Here is a 17,205-nt window from a genome sequence, read left to right as displayed (position 1 = left end):
GGTGGGCACACGGGACGGCGCGCCCAGCGGCGCCTCCGCGTTCCGCGCCTCGACCCGCACCGTGTGCACCGAGCTGGTGGTGCGGGTTCAGGCGCGGAAGCCTCTGGCGCCGGCAAGGGCGCCGTCCGTTGTGCCCACCCGTTCCGCCCCAGCGGAACGATTGCCCACAACGGGGCTCACCGTCGTGCGGGCTCTCGATGCGCCCGGGCCCACCCTTGTCGTGCGGAGCGACCTGTTGCCGCTCGGTGCGCTCGCGCTCCGCGCCGAGCTCGCGCAGCTGCGCCGCGAGCTCGCCACCACCCCCTACCCCCGTCTCAGCAAGTTCGCTCTCTTCGACCCCCGTACCCTCCGCTACCGCTTCGTCCAAGCCCTCCCCGACGGTTCCTTCGACTTCCGGGCCGGGTGCGGGCACTCCCTCCTCGCCTGTGTCGTCGCCGACGGGCGGCCCGGGCCCGTCACCGTCCGCGCCGTGACCACCGGCGACACCGTCCTGTGCGAACGCGAGCCGCACTCCGACGCGTACACGCTCAGCTTCCTCCGCGCCCCCACCGCCCCCGGCACCCTCCCCACCGGCCGCCCCGTCGACGTCCTCCTGGGCGTGCCGGTCTCGCTCGTGCGGTACGGCAATCCGTACGTGTTCGTCGACGCCCGGCGGCTGGACCCGAGGGCGATGGAGCGTCAGCTCCTCGCCCTGCGCGAGGAGGCCGCCCGGCGGCTCGGGCATCCTCCGGCCTCCGCCCTCCCCAAGATCGCCGCCGTCTCCGTCCAGGACCACGGCCTCTCCGTCCGCGCCCTCACCGTCGGCGGCTGGCACCCCCGGCTCGCGCTCACCGGTGCCGCCGCCCTCGCGGCCGCGGGCGCGATCGACGGGACCGTCGTGCCCGCCGTGACGGCGCCCGTCCGCACCCCCACCGGCACCGTCACGGTCTCCGCCGCCCCCGACCGCGTCCGTGTCCACCACAAGCGCGCCGAGGTGCTCGAAAGCCTGGAGCTGCCGTGGCGTATCCACGCAACGGCGTGAATGCGCAGCCCTCTCACCAGGGCCGCAGCCCCCTTCCTCTGTCACGCTGAAATCGACCGGCATCGGTATCCGTGGGACGTGGACGTGGGGAGAGCAGACACACAATGAAATTCGAGAATCTGCGTGTCGTCGTGACCGGGGCGTCCCGCTATTTCGGCCGCGCGCTCGCCGTCGGATTCGCGCATCTCGGTGCCGAGGTCTACGTGTCGGCGCGGACCGTCGAGGCCGCCGAGCGGACCCGTACCGAGGTGATGGGCTCGGCCCGTGACCGTATCCACGCGTTCGGCTGCGACCTCAGCCGGCCCGCCGAGATCCGGGAGTTCGCGGCCCGGGTCGGCGAACGCACGGACCGCGTCGACCTGTTGGTCAACAACGGCGCCCGCTGGCTCGACGGCATGGACCTGGAGGCGGCCAGCGACGCCGAGATCGTGGAGACGATCGAGTCGACGGCCGGCGGCACGGTCCTCATGGTGAAGCACTTCCTGCCGCTGCTGCGCGGTTCGCTGCGGCCCGACATCGTCAACATGGTGGCCGTGCGGGACGCGGAGGGCGCGTCGGCCGCGACCGCCGGCGCCGCGCACGAGGCGTTCTGGGCGGCGAAGAGCGCGCAGGCCGGTTTCGCCGACATCCTGTCGCGCCGGCTGCGGCCCTCCGGGGTCCGCGTCTTCTCCCTCTTCCCGCCCGATTTCTCGACCTCGGACCCGCGCTTCGCGGAATGGGACGGATCGAATCCCGACGGAATAGCACCCGACGAGAAGCTCACCACCCAGGCCCTTTTCGAGTGCATCGTCTACGCCGTCGAGCAGCCCCGTGACTGCTTCATCCGGTCCTTCCACTTCGAGCCCCGCTGACCACCCGAGAACCACCGCGTCAAGGAGGTCCCATGAGCACCCCCGTCTGGATCACCGCGACCCCTCCCGCCACCCACGGCGAACTCCACATCGGCCACCTCGCCGGGCCGTACGTCGCCGCCGACGTCCTCACCCGCTATCTGCGCGCCGACGGCGAGGCCGTCCGGTTCACCACCGGCACCGCCGACCACGCCAGCTCCGTCGAGGTGCGGGCGCTGCGCCACCACCGCAAGCCCGAGGAGGTCGCGGAGGGCTACCGGGCCGCGATCACCGCCGACTGGCTGCGGTCGGGCGTGGAGTTCGACCACATCGTGCGCCCGCGCCGGGACAAGGGGTACGGCCGCTGGGTGCAGGACCTCTTCGCGCAGCTGTACGCGCAGGGCGTCATCGCTCCCCGGACCCGGCTGCTTCCGTACTGCGAGCCGTGCGACCGCTGGCTGTACGGGGCGCACGCCACCGGCACCTGCCCGCACTGCGGGGCGGCCAGCGACGGCGGGATGTGCCACGAGTGCGCCCGGCCGAACGACGGCGGGGACCTGATCTCGGCGCGCTGCGCGCTCTGCGACACCCCGGCGGTCGCCCGCCGCTGCCGCCGTCTCTACGTGCCCCTGGAGCCGTTCCGGGAGACGCTCGCCGACTACTGGGCGACGGCCGGCCTGCCGCCCCGCCTCGCCGCGCTGTGCGAGTCGCTCGTGGAGGACGGGCTGCCGGACATCGCGGTCGGCCATCCCGCGGAGTGGGGTCTGACGGTGCCGGTGGAGGGTTTCCCCGAGCACCGGATCGACGGCTGCTTCGAGGCGGCCGCGATGCACCTCTTCGGCTACGACCCCAAGGGTCCGCTGCCCCGCCGCGCGATCCACTTCTGCGGCTTCGGGCACGCGTTCTGCCACGCCGTGCTGCTGCCGGTGCTGCTGCTCGCGCAGGACATCAAGCTGCCGCAGGACTTCAACGTCAACGAGTCGTACGTCATCGAGAAGGGCGTCCAGGAGGGCAACGTGTGGGCGCTCGACCTGCTCACCGAGTACGGCTCGGACACCCTGCGCCGCCATGTCCTCCAGGCCCGCCCGCTGGGCCGCCGCACGGTGTTCCAGCGGGAGCGGCTCGCGGCGGCCCGGCGGGAGCTGGACGAGAACTGGAACAGCTGGCTGTCCCGGCTCTTCTCGGCCGTACGGGAGGAGTGCGGCGGCCTCGCCCCGCAGGCGCTGCCCGGCGGCACCGGCTGGGAGGTCCTGGAGCGGCGGCTCCACCGGGGCGTGGACGACCTGCGCGAGGCGTACGGCCCCGACGCCTTCGACCCGCGCCGGGCGGTCGCCGTCCTCGACGAGATGGTCCGCTCGGCGGCCGACTTCGGTCACGTCAACGCCCACGAGCGCTGCCGGCCCAGCACCTCCTGCCGTCATCTGCCGGCCCTCGCGGCCCAGTTGGCGGTGGCGGCCGGTCTTGCGGCGTGGTCGCGGCCGGTGATGCCGGAGGGCGCCGACCGGCTCGCCTCCGCGCTCCGGGTGGAGCCGGGGCGCCCGGTCGACTGGCAGGCCCTGACGGGCCCGCTGCCCGGGACCAGGCTGGCGCCGCCCTCGGGCCCGGTCTTCGGATTCTGACCCCCACCACGACCCCCTACTACTAAGCAACTAAGTACTTCCGTAGGAATCCCCGGAAACCCCTGCCGCGTGACCGTGCGCGCGCGAGCGACGCGCAGGGACACGCGGCCCCCCACTCCCCAGGAGCCCCACGTGTCCCTGCGCGTCGCCATGCTCAGCGTCCACACCTCCCCGCTCCACCAGCCCGGGACGGGGGACGCCGGCGGCATGAACGTCTACATGGTCGAGCTCTCCCGGGCCCTCGCCGAACAGGGCGCGGAGGTCGACCTGTTCACCCGCTGCCGGGGCGAGGGCGCGCCCCCGCTCGTCGAGCTCGCGCCGGGCGTGCGGGTCCGGCATCTGCACGCCGGGCCGCGCCGGCCGCTGCCCAAGGAGGCCATGCCCGATCTGGTGGTGCCGTTCTCGCTGGCCCTGCTCAAGGAGGAGCGGCGCTACGACCTGGTCCACTCGCACTACTGGCTCTCCGGGCAGGCCGGCCGGATCGCCTCGGTGGGCTGGCGGATACCGCTCGTGCACACCGCGCACACCCTGGCCCGGGTGAAGAACGCCTCGCTCGCCGAGGGCGACACCCCCGAGCCGGAGCTGCGGGTCCGGGGCGAGCACCAGGTGGTGGGGAGCGCGGACCGGCTGATCGCGAACACGGCCGACGAGGCGGAGGCGCTGCGCTCGCTGTACGGGGCGGAGGCGGCGCGGACCGAGGTCGTACGGCCCGGGGTCGATCTGCGCACCTTCCGTCCTGCGGACGGGCGGGCGGCGGCGCGGGCCCGGCTCGGTCTGCCGGCCGAGGCGTTCGTGCCGCTCTACGCGGGCCGCATCCAGCCGCTGAAGGGCCCGGACGTGCTCGTACGGGCGGTGGCGGAGCTGCTGCGGGAGGCGCCGGAGCTGCGCCGCCGGCTCCTGGTGCCGGTGGTGGGCGGTCATTCGGGTGCGACCGGGCGGGGTTCGGCCCGGCGGCTCGCGGAGGAGCTGGGGGTGACCGATGTGCTGCGGCCCTGTCCTCCCGTACCGCAGGAGCGGCTCGCGGACTGGTACCGGGCGGCGGACGTCCTCGTGGTGCCGTCGCGCAGCGAGTCCTTCGGGCTCGTGGCGCTTGAGGCGCAGGCGTGCGGGACGCCGGTGCTCGCGGCGGCGGTGGGCGGGCTGCCGACGGCGGTGTGGGACGGGGTGACGGGGCTGCTCGTCCGGGGGCACGACCCGGTGGAGTACGCGCGCCGGCTGCGCTGGCTCGCGGCGCATCCGGAGGCGGTGGAGACGATGGGGGCGGCGGCGGTGCGCCATGCGCGCGGGATGAGCTGGCGGGCGTCGGCCGGCCGGACCGTCGAGGTGTACCGGGGGGCGCTCGAACGGGGGGTGGTGGGGCAGGGGCGGCGGCACGCCCCTGCCCCGGCGGCCTCTCTCTCCTGGAGGAACGAGAAGGCCGTCGCACCAGTCTAGCATCTCTTTTGGTTCGACCAAAGATATGGCGAGCTCCGGATGCGTCAATTCCGTTGTGTCGATGGCGCATTGACGCATCCACGCCATGGCGGGTCCACGCAGAGAGAATCCCTGGATTCGATTCGGGGGCCGGGACAGAATGGAGATGTCTTCAGGGAACGCCCGGCGGCACGGGCCCCGGAAGGCGGAATTGATATTCCAAGTCCTGGAGGAATCATGTCCGTTCAGCAGAACTCCGGTTTCCGCAAGGCCGTCCGCCAGCTCCTGGTCGCGGCGGTGGCGTGTACGGCGGTCGCGGCCGGCGCCGCCTTCGCCGTCTCCCCCGACAGCGCCCCGGTCACCCCCCAGACCGTCGCCGGTGTCGCGGAGGACAACGGCTGGCCGATCGTTCCGCCGAACCCGACCCCCACCAACTGATCTTTCTCACCGGGTCATTCCCCCAGGAATTCCGGAAGCGCCTTCTCCGCCGGGCCCCGCGATCGCTGCCACGATCGGGGGGCCCCGCCGTCTTTTCGGAACGACCCGAAAAGACGTCAGTCCAGCCAGCCGAGCCGCACCGCCCGCGCGCCCGCCTCGAAACGGCTCGTCGCGCCCAGCTCCTGCATCAGCTCCGAGATCATCCGGCTGACCGTCCGCAGCGACACCCCGAGCGTCCGCGCGATCCGCTCGTCCTTCATCCCCGAGGCCAGCATGTGCAGCGCGGCCCGCTGCTGCTCCGAGAGCCCGTCGCCGCCCGCCTCCGCCACCGCCTCGTTCCCGTACGGGGTCGCCGTGTGCCAGCAGTGCTCGTACAGGCTCAGATACGGCCGTACCAGCGCACTGCCCCGCGCCAGGATCGCGCCCTCGCCCGGCTCCTCGGGCCGGATCGGCACCAGCGCGAACTGCTGGTCGGCGATGATCAGGTTCATCGGCACCACCGGCGCGAGCCGGATCTCCACCCCCAGCTCCGCCCGCTGCCCGAGGAACTTCTCCATCTGCGGATCCGTGGCCTCCTGCCGGCCGTAGATGGCGCGCACCCGCACCCCGTTCGCGAGCTGCCGCCGGTCCCGGTCGAGCATCCGGTCCGGGTTCTGCCGGCCCGGCGTCCCCGGGTGCAGCGAGGCCGAACTCTCCTGCATCACATCGGTGATGTCCTCGATGGCCTGCTGGATCCTGCGGTAGTCGGTCAGCGCCTCCACGTGCGCCTCCGCCCGGGTCAGCGCCTCGGCCCGCAGATAGGAGCCCGCGAGGACCTCAAGGGTGCTGTACGCCTCGTCCGCCTCGGCCAGGTGCTCCCGCAGCCGCTCCCGCTCCCGCTCCAGGAGCCGGAGGAGCGCGATCTCCGGGTCGATCGCCGCCACCGTGTCCGTCTCGGACCGCCAGCTGCCGTCCTGCACGGCGGCGACGGTGGCGTGCGCCTGCCCCGTGGGCACGATGAGGCCCAGGTCGAGCAGTTCGCGACGACATCGCTCGTACTCCTCCGAGGCGAGCCCGAGCTCCTTGCGGACCTCCTCGAAGTCCGAGACCCCCCGGCGACGTAGTTCCTGGTACACGGCCAGCAGAACGCCGCTCGTGCCGTCCCCGATGCCGTCGCCCGCGGTGACCATGGCGAAGTGACCCCCCTCATCCTCAGAGTCGCCCCGCCCTCACCCTGTCAACCGGCTCGGCGGGAGTCCGTCCCGTGCTTCCTGCGGCCCGCACGGCCCCCGCGGGCCGCGCGTGTCCTCCATGACATCCGAACTCCTCGTCCTAGGCCACGGGTTCCGGCCCCTCGCCGTCGAGCAGCCCCAGACGGGCCGCCTTGACGCCGGCCTCGAAGCGGCTCGCCGCCCCGAGCTCCTGCATGACCTCGGAGAGCAGCCGGCTGACGGTCCGCAGCGAGACCCCGAGGCTGCGGGCGATCTGCTCGTCCTTGATCCCGGAGGCGAGCATGTGCAGCGCGGCCCGCTGCTGGTCCGAGAGCCCGTCGCCGCCGGCCTCCGCGGGCTCCTCGCCGTACCGGGAGGCGGCCTGCCAGCAGTACTCGTACAGCGCGAGGTACGAGCGGACCAGACCGGGCCCGCGGGCCAGGATGGTGGGCGAGTCCGGATCGTGCGGGTCCGTCGGCAGCAGGGCGAAGTTCTCGTCGGCCAGGACCATGTTCATCGGGACGACGGGGGAGAGGCGCAGCTCCACGCCGAGCGCCGCCCGGTCCTCCAGGTGCTGGGTCATCTCGGGCACGGTCCCGACCCGGCGGCTGTACATGGCGCGGACCCGCACCCCGCGGGCGGCCCGGGATCGGTCCCGCTCCAGCTCGGCGGCCATGTCCTCGCGCCGTACGGAACCGGTGTGCATGACGTGGACGGCGGTGCGGACGGTGTCCGTCAGCTCCGACAGCTCGCGCAGCACCCGCTGCGGGTCGGTGACGATCTCCACCTCGACCTCGGAGCGGGGCGCGGCCCCGGCCCGCAGGAACGGTCCGGCGAGGGCTTCGAGCGCGGTGTGCGCGCGGCTGGTCGCGGCGAGGCGGTCCTGGAGCCGGTCGCGCTCCCGGCGCAGCAGCCGCAGCAGGGCGACATCGGGGTCGACGACCGTGGGGACGCCGGTGTCCGAGGCGTCGCGGGGGGCGGTGAGACCTAAGGAGGCGAGTTCGCGGCGACATCGCTCCCGCTCGTCGGCGGAGAGCTCGAAGCGGTCCGCGACCTCGTCGAAGCCGGCCTCGGGGCGGGCGCGGAGTTCCTGGTAGACGGCGAGAGCCTGGTCGGTGCCCGTACGGGCATCGCTCCCCGCGCGGGTCACGGCGGCGTTTCTGGACACGGCGCAGCAGACTCCCCTCGGATCCACGCGGACCCTGTTGAATCGCCCCGCTAGACCCTGCCACAAAATCGAACGACACGCACGATGTTGACCGCGCGTCAGCAAGCGGGCGGAGACCGCTCCGGCCGCCGCTCAGGCGGCGGTGCCGTCCGCCCGGCAGTCGGGGCACAGGCCCTTGAAGACGACCTCCGCGTCGTCCACCCGCCACTGCGGCAGGGCGCCCCGGGGCGGTGCGGGCGCGGTCGCGGAGACGTTCTCCACCCGGCCGCAGGAGGTGCACAGGGCGTGCTGGTGGGCCGGTCCCGAGATCTCGAAGACCGCCGGCAGGCCCGGCCGGTCGAACTTGCTGACCAGGCCGGTCTCCTGGAAGTGCCGCAGCATCTCGTACACGGCCTGGCTGGTCAGCGTGCCGAGCCGCTCGCGGGCGGTCGTGGTGATCGCCTCGACGTCGAGATGGCCTCCGGCGGCGAGCACCGTGAGCACCTCAAGGCGCGGGCCCGTGACCCGCAGCCCGACATCGCGCAGGCGCTGGATCACCGCCTCGCGGCCCGTCAGCTCTTCCACGACTGCCATCTTCTCCGCCCGCCACCTGGTCGGCTCAAACTTTTGTGGGCATCGTACCTCTTGCTCGTCAACGGGGGCAGGTTCGTATCGGTCAGTCGTCCGCCCCGTACACGCCGGTCAGTCGTCCGTCCTGCACACGAGCAGGACGGACTCCGTCCGCTCGTCGATGCGGTGGCGCCGCCGGCCCTCGATGTGCAGCCCCGCCGAGTGCAGCTCCGACGCGAGCCGCTCCGGATCCACGATCCACTTGTCGGTGGTCAGGACGACCCGCTCCGAGGACACCTTGCCGGTCCTCGCCGCGTAGTAGGTGATCCGCTCGCTCATCGACGGCAGGTCGAAGACCTGCCGGGCCACCACCCACTCGTCGATCCCGTCGAAGCGCGGCACCTGGAAGGCCCAGGTCCGCCGCGGCTCCGCGATCAGCCCCGGGAGCTGGTGCGCGGTGTAGTCGAGGGCGAGCGCCCCGCCCGTCTCCAGATGGGCGGCGACCTCCCGGAGCAGCCCCGGCCGGCTGTCCGGCGGGACGGCGGTGACCATGGCGCCCGCGAGCAGCGCGAGCCGGTAGCTGCCTTCGAGCCGCAGCTCGGTGAGCTCCGCGCGGTGGGTGACAACGAGCCCGGCCACCTGCGGGCCGATCCTGCGCGCCCAGCCTTCGAGGCGCTCCAGGGCCGAGGCGTCCCGGTCCACGGCTTCCACGGCGAAGCCGTGCCGGGCGAACGGGACGGCGAGCCGCCCGGCGCCGGAGCCGAGGTCGAGGACGGGTCCGCCGGTGGAGCGGGCGAGGCTGAGGTAGCGGACGATGTCCGCGCTGTGCGGGCCGAGCAGGGCGTCGTGCAGCCAGACGGAGCTCTCGTCGGCGGGGGAGACCGATTCGAGCCCCGGGAGGGTGTCGGCGGTGACCCGGACGCCGGCGCCGGGGCCGGGCTCGGGGTCGAGGCCGTATCGGGACGGCAGGACCGGAGCGAGCGCTGCGGGCACGACGGGCAGGGAAGTGCCGCTCGGTGTGTGCATCGCTCCTCCAGGGGCTCGCTCGGTCCATGCCGTCCGGGCGGGGAACCCGTGCCGCCGGGCCCGCGCCGCTGAACCCATCCTGACCTGGGGAACGAACCCCGATCCACCGGATCGGGCTGCGTGAACACGCGATGGCGTGGATCTGCCACGCCCCTGAGGGCCGCTCCGTGTCAGAGCGGCCTGCTCCACCGTCTCTCGGAGAGGGCCGCGAAGCCCAGACGGGAGTAGAACGGGATCGCCGGATCGGCCGCCGCCGGGAGTTCCACCCGCTGCTCCCGGGCGCCGAAGCCGCGCATCCGGTCGGTCGCGGCGGTCAGCAGGGCCGTACCGACGCCGGCGCGGCGCGAGCCGGGCTCCACCGCGAGCGCGTACACCTCGCCCTCGCCCGGGACGGGGACGCCGCCCGCGGCGACGCCGACGACCGCGCCCTGCGCGTCCGTCGCGACCAGCCAGCCGAGCCATCCGGGCGCACCCCCCGGAATTTCAATTTCCGCGCGTATGCGGGGGAGTGCGCATTGGGCCGAGATCAGCCGCCGCATCGGGATTTCGTCCAGTATTCCGGCGTAGCTGCTCCGGATGATGTCGGCAAGCAGTCTGGATATCGTCGTCGCGTCGCCGGCCGCTGCCGTACGAACGCCAGCGAGCTGCATTGGTTGTGCACCCTTCGACGTGCCGAGTCCGAGCCCCAACGTACCCACAATAGCGGCGTATTCCGCAGTCCGTGACCGATGCGAAATCTACGAATTCGCTTAGTAAATAACGGTGTTCACGATTACTGGGGGAACGAGCAGCAGGCGATGATCAACGGGGTCATCGCGAGGGCGGCCGCCGCGATCGTGAGCAGCCCGCGCAGCACGGGGTGTCCGGCGCTGTGCGGGGTGAGGATGCGCCGCATCCGCAGCGCCGCCGACGGCCCGCCCGCGGCGAACGCCGACCGCGGCGCCCGCCCCGAGGCCAGCGCGTACAGCGCCGTCGCCAGCGCGTCCCGGGTGCACCGGCGCAACGCCCGGTCGTCCGCGGCCATTTCGAGCAGCAGGGGTACGGCACTCCCGCCGTGCCGCGCGAGCGGGAGGTGCGGGAAGACGGCCGCGAAGGCCTCCGCCGCCGCGACCAGCAGGTGGTGCCGTCCCGCGATGTGCGCCCGCTCGTGCGCGAGGGCCGCCGCCAGCTGGGCGGGGGTGAGGGTGTGCACCGCGCCGGAGGAGACGACGACCCGCCGGGAGCGGCCCGGCAGGCAGTAGACGGCGGGCCGGTCGTCGTCGAGGACGGTCGCCCGCAGCGCGGGGTCGTACCGTCCGACGAGCCGCAGCAGCCCGGCGTGCCGGGTCCGCACCCGCCGGGCCCTGGTGAGGCGGCGGGCGAACGCGGCGGCGGGCAGCGAGAGGACGAGCAGCGAGAGGGAGAACGCGAAGCGCTCGCGGCCGTCGAGGTTCAGGAGCTGGTCGAGCGTGGGCGGCCGGAACGTGAACAGCATGTCCGCGAGGCGGTGGCCGCTGTCGGCCGTCAGGACCAGCTGGGCGGGCAGCAGCGCCGCCGCGGCCGCGAAGCCGGTGCCGCACGCGGCCCACACGGCGAGCGCGAGCCGGGGCACCTGCTGGGCCCACCGGGCCCGGACGAGCAGCAGGGGCACGAGGAGACCGGTGAGGAGCGCGAGCCCGAGCGGCACGAGCAGGTGATGGTTCACGCGCGACCCCCGGCCGGCCCGCCGGATCCGCCGCCGCCACCTCTCGCCGCGCGGAGGGCCGCGTCGAGCGCGGCCATGTCCTCGTCCGAGATGACCTCGACGAAGCGGAGGAGGGCGGCCGGGCGGTCCTGGCTGTCGCCGAGGGCGTCCCGCATCAGGCCCGCCGTGTACTCCTCGCGGCTGCGGACCGGCTCGTACAGCCAGGCCCGCCCGGACTTCTCGCGGCGGAGCCAGCCCTTGCGGTGCAGGATGTCCGCGACCGTCATCACCGTCGTATAGGCGACCCGCCGTCCCCGATTGATGTCGTCGACGATCTCGCGGACCGTGGCGGGCCGCTGCCAGGCCCACAGCCGGTCCATGATCTCGGCCTCCAGCTCTCCCAGCCGGCGCACGTGCATCCCCTCCCCGTAGGGCCTGTCATCGTACGGGCCGCTCACCCCGCTCAGGTATACCCCCCAGGGGTACGATGGCAGGATGTCGACCCTCATGAAGAACCGCCCCTGCGCGAAGGTCTGCGACTCCGGTCTGCCCGGATCGGTGGAGCTGGTGCTCCTCCGCCAGCTGCTCGGCCTCTGTCTGAGGCTGAGTCTCACGCTGTCCGCCGACTGCCCTTCACGCAAGGGCGGTTGACATCGGTTGGTACTCCGTCACGTCCGGATCAGCCGGGCGATGGCCTTCGACGCCTCACCCACCTTCACCTTCGCCTGGTCCCCGCCCTGGGCGATGGCCTCCGTGACGCAGCAGCTGAGGTGCTCGTCCAGGAGGGCCACCGCGCAGGACTGGAGGGCCGCGTTGATGGCGGAGACCTGGGTGAGGACGTCGATGCAGTACACGTCCTCGTCGACCATCCGCTGCACGCCCCTGACCTGGCCCTCGATGCGCCTCAGGCGTCTGATGATGTCTTCCTTGTGCTGTCCGTAACCGGCCACGACAGGCTCCTCGGGGTTCGGGGATTCACAGGGGGGTCAGCGGTCGGCGGCCTGGAAGCCCCGCAGACGGAGGCTGTTGCCGACGACGAAGACCGAGGAGAAGGCCATGGCCGCGCCCGCGATCATCGGGTTGAGCAGTCCGGCCGCGGCGAGCGGCAGGGCGGCCACGTTGTAGGCGAAGGCCCAGAAGAGGTTCGAGCGGATGGTGCCGAGGGTCTTGCGGGAGAGCCGGATCGCGTCGGCCGCGGCCCGCAGGTCACCTCGTACGAGGGTCAGGTCGCCGGCCTCGATCGCCGCGTCCGTACCGGTGCCCATCGCCAGACCCAGGTCGGCCTGGGCGAGCGCGGCGGCGTCGTTCACACCGTCGCCGACCATGGCGACCGAACGGCCCTCGCCCTGGAGGCGCTTGACGACGTCGACCTTGTCCTGCGGCATCACCTCGGCGATGACCTCGTCGATGCCGACCTCGGCGGCGACGGACTCGGCGACCGCCTTGTTGTCACCGGTGAGCAGGATCGGCGTGAGGCCGAGGGCCCGCAGCCGCCTTATGGCCTCGGCGCTGGTCTCCTTGATGGCGTCGGCGACCTCCAGGACCGCGCGGGCCCTGCCGTCCCAGGCGACCGCGATGGCCGTCCTGCCGGCCTGCTCGGCCTCGTCCTTCGCGGACTTGAGCCCGGCCGGGAGGGCCATGGCCCACTCTTCGAGCAGCTTCTCGCGGCCGACGAGGACGGCGTGGCCCTCGACGACGCCCTGGACACCGAGACCGGGGACGTTCGCGAAGTCCTCGGGAGTGGGCAGGGTGCCGACCTTGGCGGCGGCGCCGGTGGCGACGGCCTGGGCGATCGGGTGCTCGGAGGAGTGCTCCAGGGCGCCGGCGAGGCGCAGGACGTCGGTCTCGTCGACGCCTTCGGCGGTGTGGACCTTGATGAGGGTCATCCGGCCGGTGGTGACGGTGCCGGTCTTGTCGAGGACGATCGTGTCGACCTTGCGGGTGGTCTCCAGGACCTCGGGGCCCTTGATCAGGATGCCGAGCTGGGCGCCGCGGCCGGTGCCGACCATGAGGGCGGTCGGGGTGGCCAGGCCGAGGGCGCAGGGGCAGGCGATGATCAGGACGGCGACCGCGGCGGTGAAGGCGGCGGTGAGGCCCTGCCCCGTACCGAGCCAGAAGCCGAGGGTGCCGAGCGCGAGGGCGATGACGATCGGCACGAAGACGGCCGAGATCCGGTCGGCGAGGCGCTGGGCGGCGGCCTTGCCGTTCTGGGCGTCCTCGACGAGCTTGGCCATGCGGGCGAGCTGGGTGTCGGAGCCGACGCGGGTGGCCTCGACGACGAGCCGGCCGCCGGCGTTCAGGGTGGCGCCGGTGACGGCGTCGCCGACGGAGACCTCGACGGGCACGGACTCGCCGGTCAGCATGGAGGCGTCGACGGCCGAGGAGCCCTCGACGACGGTGCCGTCGGTGGCGATCTTCTCGCCGGGGCGGACCAGGAAGCGGTCCCCGACCTGGAGTTCGGCGGTCGGTACGGTGACCTCGCGACCGCCCTTGAGGACGGTCACCTCCTTCGCGCCCAGCTGCATCAGCGCCTTGAGCGCGGCGCCCGCCTTGCGCTTCGAGCGGGCCTCGAAGTACCGGCCGGCCAGGATGAAGGCGGTGACGCCGGCCGCGGCCTCCAGGTAGATGTTCCCGGCGCCGTCGGTGCGGGCGATCGTGAACTCGAAGGGGTGCGTCATGCCCGGCGTGCCGGCGGTCCCGAAGAACAGCGCCCACAGCGACCACAGGAACGCGGCGATCGTGCCGACCGAGATGAGCGTGTCCATGGTGGCCGCGCCGTGCCTGGCGTTGGTCCAGGCGGCCTTGTGGAAGGGCCAGGCGGCGTAGACGACGACCGGGGCGGCGAGCGTGAGGCTCAGCCACTGCCAGTACTCGATCTGCAGGGCCGGGACCATCGCCATCGCGATGACGGGCACGGCGAGCGAGACGGCGGTGATCAGCCGCTGCCGGAGGGGCCGCAGCTCCTCGTCGGCCTTCTCCTCGTCGGTGGGGCCTTCGCCGCCCTGCTCGCTCTTGGGCGGCTCGGGCTCCTGGGCGGTGTATCCGGTGGCCTCGACGGTGGCGATCAGGTCGGCGACGTCGATGTCGGCGTCGAAGGTGACTTTCGCCTTCTCGGTGGCGTAGTTGACGGTGGCCTCGACCCCGTCCATGCGGTTGAGCTTCTTCTCGATGCGGGCCGCGCACGAGGCGCAGGTCATGCCGCCGATGGCGAGCTCGACCTGGGCGGTGCCCGGAGTGGTCGTGGTCATTTCCTGCTCCTCGGTGTAGCGGGTTCGGGGGCCGGGGCCCGGGCGTCCCCCCTGCTCGAGCGAAGCCGAGAGCTTGGGGGAGGTCGGGCCCCGGCGGCCGGGGTGGTGCGGGCGGGTGTCCGCCTGCCGGGCGGACCGTCGGGTACCGGGACGGGGGACGCCGGTGGGGTGCGGTCTGCCCGGCGGCGGATCAGGCCCGGCCGGTCAGCTCGTATCCCGCGTCGTCGACGGCCGCGGTGATCGCGGCGTCGTCGGGCTCGCCGCCGGTGGTCACGGTCACCAGGCCGCCGGCGACGTCGACGTCGACGGAGATGACGCCGTCGAGGGCGCTGACGGACTTGGTGATCGCGGACTTGCAGTGGCCGCAGGTCATGCCGGAGACGGCGTAGACGGTGACGGTGCTGTCGGCGACCGCGACGGCGGTGGTCTCCGTGGTGGAGCAGCTGTTGTCGGGGGTGCAGCAGGAGCCCATGGCTTCCTCCTCGGTCGGGGTTCTCCGTGTCGATACCCTCGGGGGGTATCTGTGAACGAGTCCATGTATACCCCCCGGTGGTATCTGACCGCAAGCATGGATCCGACTTGACTTGATACCCCCCAGGGGTATGGTGAAGTGCATCGGGTGAACGAATCCCCGGCCAATCCACGACCACCGCACGTACGGGAGAGCAGTCATGAACACCGGAGTGAAGATCACTGCCTTTGCCGCCGCGCTCGCCGCGACCTTCGGGACCGCGTACGGGGTCGGCAAGGGGGTCGGCCCCGTCGGGGAGCCGAAGCAGCCGGGCCACGGGGAGCACGCGGCCCAGGAACCGCAGAAGAAGCCGGGCCACGAGGGCCACGCCGAGGAGGCGACGGCTGCCTCATCGCTCCCCGGGGGCCTCCAGGTCTCCCAGGACGGCTACACCCTGGCCCTGGAGACCCCGACCCCCGCCGCCGGCCGCAGCACCCTGAAGTTCTCCATCAAGGACGCGGCCGGCAAGAAGGTCACCGCCTTCACCACCGAGCACGGCAAGGAACTGCACTTCATCGTCGCCTCGCGCGACCTCAACACCTTCCGCCACCTGCACCCCGTGAAGGCCGCCGACGGCACCTGGTCGGTGGACGCGGACCTGCCGGCGGCCGGCGGCTACAAGGCCTTCGCCGACTTCAAGCCGGCCGCGCCCGGCGCCCGGGGCGTCACGCTGGGCGCGGACCTCTCGGTCCCCGGCGCGTACGCCCCGCAGCCGCTGCCCGCCGTCGCCCCGACCGCGACGGTCGACGGCTACCGGGTCCGCCTGGGCGGCGTCCTGGACCCGGGCAAGGCCGGCGAGCTCCGGCTCACCGTCACCAAGGGCGGAAAGCCGGTCACCGACCTCCAGTCGTACCTCGGCGCGTACGGCCACCTCGTCGCCCTCCGCGACGGCGACCTCGCCTACCTCCACGTCCACCCGAACGAGGGCGGCCCCGGCCCGGACGTCTCCTTCACGGCGACGGCCCCCAGCGCGGGCACGTACCGCCTCTTCCTCGACTTCCAGCACGAGGGCAAGGTCCGCACGGCCTCCTTCACGGTGACGGCGGGCACGCCGGGCAAGGCCCCGGCTCCGGCCACGACCGGGACGGGCGAGGCGGGGCACGATGCGGGAGGGCACACGCACGGCTAGTCTGTTCATTGGACTAGACCTGTAGTCGTCATTCATGGAGGAATGGGCGAGATGAGCAACCGTGCTGTCCTTGAGGTGATCGCCCTCGACGAGGAAGACGCGGTCGCTGCCCAAGCCGGTGGCGCCGACCGGCTCGAACTCGTCACCGACATGGCCGCGGACGGCCTCACCCCGTCCACGGCGTCCTTCACCGCCATCCGGGCCGCCGTCGACATCCCGCTCCGCGTGATGCTCCGCCTCGCCGACGGCTTCGCGGCCGGCGACGTCGACGCCCTGGCCGGCCGGGCGGAGGAACTCCGCTCGGCGGGCGCCGACGAGTTCGTCCTCGGCTTCCTCGCCCCGGACGGTGAACCGGACCTGGTCGCGGTGGAACGCCTGATCGCCGTCCTGGACGGCTGCCGCTGGACCTTCCACCGGGCGATCGACCGCGCCGCCGACCGCGACGGCCTCCGCAAGCGCCTCGCGGACCTGCCCGGCCTCGACACCTACCTGACGGCCGGCGCCGCGACGGGCGTCGACGACGGCCTCGCCACCCTGAAGGCCGAAGCCGCCCGCACGGGCGAACCGGGCTACGAGCCCCAGATCCTCGTCGGCGGCGGCCTCCGCCTCGACCACCTCCCGACCCTCCGCACGGCCGGCCTCACCGCCTTCCACATCGGCGGCGCGGCCCGCCCCCAGGGCTGGACCCACCCGGTCTCCCCGGAGGCAGTACGCACGTGGCGCGAGGCGGTCGACGCCCGGTAGCCGCTATCCCGGCCGGCGCTCCCGGTTTCGCCAGGCGGATTCCCAGCGGCGGGTCAGGGACGGGTACACGATCAGGTGGCGGAACGGGGCGATCAGCGCCATGTAGAAGCGGCCGAGGCGGCCGTTGGGCTTCACCAGGACCGCCATGCGGAGTTCGTGGTCGCCCGCGGGCGTCCGTACCCAGCCCAGGTGCATGATCCCGTGGACGGTCGAGTTCGCCAGCTCGCCGGCGCTCTCGTCGTGGAGTTGGTAGAGCGGGGTGAACGGGCTGCCGTCGGGGGCGGGCGGCGCCGTCGACGTCAGCTCCTCCGGCATGCGCTCGCGCACCGGCCGGACCCGGGTGCCGAGGCCCGCCTGCTGCTTGTCCCAGCCGAGCAGGGCGCCCAGCTTCCAGCGCACCGCGAACAGGAAGCGGGTGGCCGGGGACTGCCGGGCGAAGCCGCCGTCCGCCAGCATCGCGGCGAGCATCACCGGGAAGTCGTCGGGCCCCGCGCCCGGCGTGCGGTACGACCAGACGTCCAGGGTCGTGAAGTCGGGGGCGTACTCGTGGATCCGCCACGGCCGGCCGGTGTGCTCGCTGACGGGAAGTCTCATGACCGCTGCCGCCTTTCCCCTGCGTTCTATACGCTTGCGTATAACGACGAGATCCACGATGC

General features: G+C 73.0%; 19 protein-coding genes. 8 read left to right on the top strand and 11 right to left on the bottom strand.

Features of this window, described 5'->3' with window-relative positions; genetic code table 11:
* The first annotated feature begins 184 nt into the window (after positions 1–184).
* The 5 genes from ACWGN5_RS37445 to ACWGN5_RS37425 all read left to right on the top strand — a co-directional run bounded on the left by ACWGN5_RS37445 (position 185) and on the right by ACWGN5_RS37425 (position 5,321).
* Positions 185–1,021: a hypothetical protein gene (locus ACWGN5_RS37445; RefSeq protein ID WP_453522874.1), complete on the top strand. Its 837-nt coding sequence runs from the start codon at positions 185–187 to the stop codon at positions 1,019–1,021.
* A 104-nt stretch (positions 1,022–1,125) separates the two neighbouring features.
* On the top strand, positions 1,126–1,872 hold the full coding sequence (locus tag ACWGN5_RS37440) for an SDR family oxidoreductase (RefSeq protein ID WP_086832434.1): 747 nt from the start codon (positions 1,126–1,128) through the stop codon (positions 1,870–1,872).
* Between the two features lie 32 nt (positions 1,873–1,904).
* Entirely contained in the window at positions 1,905–3,470 is a 1,566-nt protein-coding gene (locus ACWGN5_RS37435; protein WP_453522873.1) for a class I tRNA ligase family protein, read from the top strand.
* A 150-nt stretch (positions 3,471–3,620) separates the two neighbouring features.
* Positions 3,621–4,904, top strand: a complete 1,284-nt coding sequence (mshA, locus tag ACWGN5_RS37430) for a D-inositol-3-phosphate glycosyltransferase (protein WP_453522875.1) — start codon at positions 3,621–3,623, stop codon at positions 4,902–4,904.
* A gap of 216 nt (positions 4,905–5,120) precedes the next feature.
* Positions 5,121–5,321, top strand: a complete 201-nt coding sequence (locus tag ACWGN5_RS37425; RefSeq protein WP_453522872.1) for a hypothetical protein — start codon at positions 5,121–5,123, stop codon at positions 5,319–5,321.
* 116 nt (positions 5,322–5,437) lie between these two features.
* On the opposite strand, the gene ACWGN5_RS37420 is transcribed toward ACWGN5_RS37425, so the two are convergent.
* The 7 genes from ACWGN5_RS37420 to ACWGN5_RS37390 form a co-directional block, all read right to left on the bottom strand.
* Positions 5,438–6,490 (bottom strand): LuxR C-terminal-related transcriptional regulator, encoded by a 1,053-nt coding sequence (locus ACWGN5_RS37420; RefSeq protein ID WP_453522871.1) that lies wholly within the window; start codon positions 6,488–6,490, stop codon positions 5,438–5,440.
* A gap of 142 nt (positions 6,491–6,632) precedes the next feature.
* On the bottom strand, positions 6,633–7,679 hold the full coding sequence (locus ACWGN5_RS37415) for a LuxR C-terminal-related transcriptional regulator (RefSeq protein ID WP_453522870.1): 1,047 nt from the start codon (positions 7,677–7,679) through the stop codon (positions 6,633–6,635).
* A gap of 132 nt (positions 7,680–7,811) precedes the next feature.
* Positions 7,812–8,252 carry a Fur family transcriptional regulator gene (locus ACWGN5_RS37410; RefSeq protein WP_453522869.1) on the bottom strand — a complete coding sequence of 147 codons (441 nt, stop codon included), beginning with the start codon at positions 8,250–8,252 and terminating at the stop codon, positions 7,812–7,814.
* Between the two features lie 108 nt (positions 8,253–8,360).
* On the bottom strand, positions 8,361–9,254 hold the full coding sequence (locus tag ACWGN5_RS37405) for an SAM-dependent methyltransferase (protein WP_453522868.1): 894 nt from the start codon (positions 9,252–9,254) through the stop codon (positions 8,361–8,363).
* 170 nt (positions 9,255–9,424) lie between these two features.
* The gene (locus tag ACWGN5_RS37400; RefSeq protein ID WP_453522867.1) at positions 9,425–9,904 is read right to left on the bottom strand and encodes a GNAT family N-acetyltransferase; all 480 of its coding nucleotides are present in this window, start codon (positions 9,902–9,904) and stop codon (positions 9,425–9,427) included.
* A gap of 122 nt (positions 9,905–10,026) precedes the next feature.
* Entirely contained in the window at positions 10,027–10,938 is a 912-nt protein-coding gene (locus ACWGN5_RS37395; RefSeq protein ID WP_453522866.1) for a M56 family metallopeptidase, read from the bottom strand.
* Positions 10,935–11,330: a BlaI/MecI/CopY family transcriptional regulator gene (locus tag ACWGN5_RS37390; RefSeq protein ID WP_453522865.1), complete on the bottom strand. Its 396-nt coding sequence runs from the start codon at positions 11,328–11,330 to the stop codon at positions 10,935–10,937. The genes ACWGN5_RS37395 and ACWGN5_RS37390 overlap by 4 nt, the downstream gene beginning before the upstream one ends.
* An 82-nt stretch (positions 11,331–11,412) precedes the next feature.
* Between ACWGN5_RS37390 and ACWGN5_RS37385 the strand changes: the two genes are divergently transcribed.
* Positions 11,413–11,568, top strand: a complete 156-nt coding sequence (locus tag ACWGN5_RS37385) for a hypothetical protein (protein ID WP_158718993.1) — start codon at positions 11,413–11,415, stop codon at positions 11,566–11,568.
* Between the two features lie 17 nt (positions 11,569–11,585).
* On the opposite strand, the gene ACWGN5_RS37380 is transcribed toward ACWGN5_RS37385, so the two are convergent.
* The 3 genes from ACWGN5_RS37380 to ACWGN5_RS37370 all read right to left on the bottom strand — a co-directional run bounded on the left by ACWGN5_RS37380 (position 11,586) and on the right by ACWGN5_RS37370 (position 14,637).
* On the bottom strand, positions 11,586–11,867 hold the full coding sequence (locus ACWGN5_RS37380; RefSeq protein ID WP_015035316.1) for a metal-sensitive transcriptional regulator: 282 nt from the start codon (positions 11,865–11,867) through the stop codon (positions 11,586–11,588).
* A 36-nt stretch (positions 11,868–11,903) separates the two neighbouring features.
* Positions 11,904–14,165, bottom strand: coding sequence for a heavy metal translocating P-type ATPase (locus ACWGN5_RS37375; RefSeq protein ID WP_453522864.1), 2,262 nt, complete (start codon positions 14,163–14,165; stop codon positions 11,904–11,906).
* Positions 14,166–14,355: 190 nt separating this feature from the next.
* On the bottom strand, positions 14,356–14,637 hold the full coding sequence (locus tag ACWGN5_RS37370) for a heavy-metal-associated domain-containing protein (protein WP_041130551.1): 282 nt from the start codon (positions 14,635–14,637) through the stop codon (positions 14,356–14,358).
* 199 nt (positions 14,638–14,836) lie between these two features.
* On the opposite strand from ACWGN5_RS37370, the gene ACWGN5_RS37365 reads away from it, so the two are divergent.
* Both ACWGN5_RS37365 and ACWGN5_RS37360 read left to right on the top strand, forming a co-directional pair.
* Entirely contained in the window at positions 14,837–15,805 is a 969-nt protein-coding gene (locus ACWGN5_RS37365) for a hypothetical protein (protein WP_453522863.1), read from the top strand.
* Between the two features lie 51 nt (positions 15,806–15,856).
* Entirely contained in the window at positions 15,857–16,549 is a 693-nt protein-coding gene (locus ACWGN5_RS37360; RefSeq protein WP_453522862.1) for a copper homeostasis protein CutC, read from the top strand.
* A gap of 3 nt (positions 16,550–16,552) precedes the next feature.
* Here the strand turns inward: ACWGN5_RS37360 and ACWGN5_RS37355 are convergent, their stop codons facing one another.
* Complete coding sequence (locus ACWGN5_RS37355; RefSeq protein WP_453522861.1) at positions 16,553–17,143, bottom strand: DUF2867 domain-containing protein; 591 nt, start codon at positions 17,141–17,143, stop codon at positions 16,553–16,555.
* Positions 17,144–17,205 lie beyond the last annotated feature (62 nt).

The organism is Streptomyces sp. NPDC055815 (assembly GCF_053616475.1).
The sequence above is the reverse complement of the archived record's forward strand: the minus strand, read 5'-3'. Positions and strand labels throughout refer to the sequence as shown.

Bases quoted from the DNA above. Each gene is read 5' to 3' on its own strand.
- ACWGN5_RS37440 (WP_086832434.1), top strand. From the start codon at position 1,126: ATGAAATTCGAGAATCTGCGTGTCGTCGTGACCGGGGCGTCCCGCTAT.
- ACWGN5_RS37435 (WP_453522873.1), top strand. From the start codon at position 1,905: ATGAGCACCCCCGTCTGGATCACCGCGACCCCTCCCGCCACCCACGGC.
- mshA (WP_453522875.1), top strand. From the start codon at position 3,621: ATGCTCAGCGTCCACACCTCCCCGCTCCACCAGCCCGGGACGGGGGAC.
- ACWGN5_RS37425 (WP_453522872.1), top strand. From the start codon at position 5,121: ATGTCCGTTCAGCAGAACTCCGGTTTCCGCAAGGCCGTCCGCCAGCTC.
- ACWGN5_RS37420 (WP_453522871.1), bottom strand. From the start codon at position 6,490: ATGGTCACCGCGGGCGACGGCATCGGGGACGGCACGAGCGGCGTTCTG.
- ACWGN5_RS37410 (WP_453522869.1), bottom strand. From the start codon at position 8,252: ATGGCAGTCGTGGAAGAGCTGACGGGCCGCGAGGCGGTGATCCAGCGC.
- ACWGN5_RS37405 (WP_453522868.1), bottom strand. From the start codon at position 9,254: ATGCACACACCGAGCGGCACTTCCCTGCCCGTCGTGCCCGCAGCGCTC.
- ACWGN5_RS37400 (WP_453522867.1), bottom strand. From the start codon at position 9,904: ATGCAGCTCGCTGGCGTTCGTACGGCAGCGGCCGGCGACGCGACGACG.
- ACWGN5_RS37385 (WP_158718993.1), top strand. From the start codon at position 11,413: ATGTCGACCCTCATGAAGAACCGCCCCTGCGCGAAGGTCTGCGACTCC.
- ACWGN5_RS37375 (WP_453522864.1), bottom strand. From the start codon at position 14,165: ATGACCACGACCACTCCGGGCACCGCCCAGGTCGAGCTCGCCATCGGC.
- ACWGN5_RS37370 (WP_041130551.1), bottom strand. From the start codon at position 14,637: ATGGGCTCCTGCTGCACCCCCGACAACAGCTGCTCCACCACGGAGACC.
- ACWGN5_RS37365 (WP_453522863.1), top strand. From the start codon at position 14,837: ATGAACACCGGAGTGAAGATCACTGCCTTTGCCGCCGCGCTCGCCGCG.
- ACWGN5_RS37360 (WP_453522862.1), top strand. From the start codon at position 15,857: ATGAGCAACCGTGCTGTCCTTGAGGTGATCGCCCTCGACGAGGAAGAC.
- ACWGN5_RS37355 (WP_453522861.1), bottom strand. From the start codon at position 17,143: ATGAGACTTCCCGTCAGCGAGCACACCGGCCGGCCGTGGCGGATCCAC.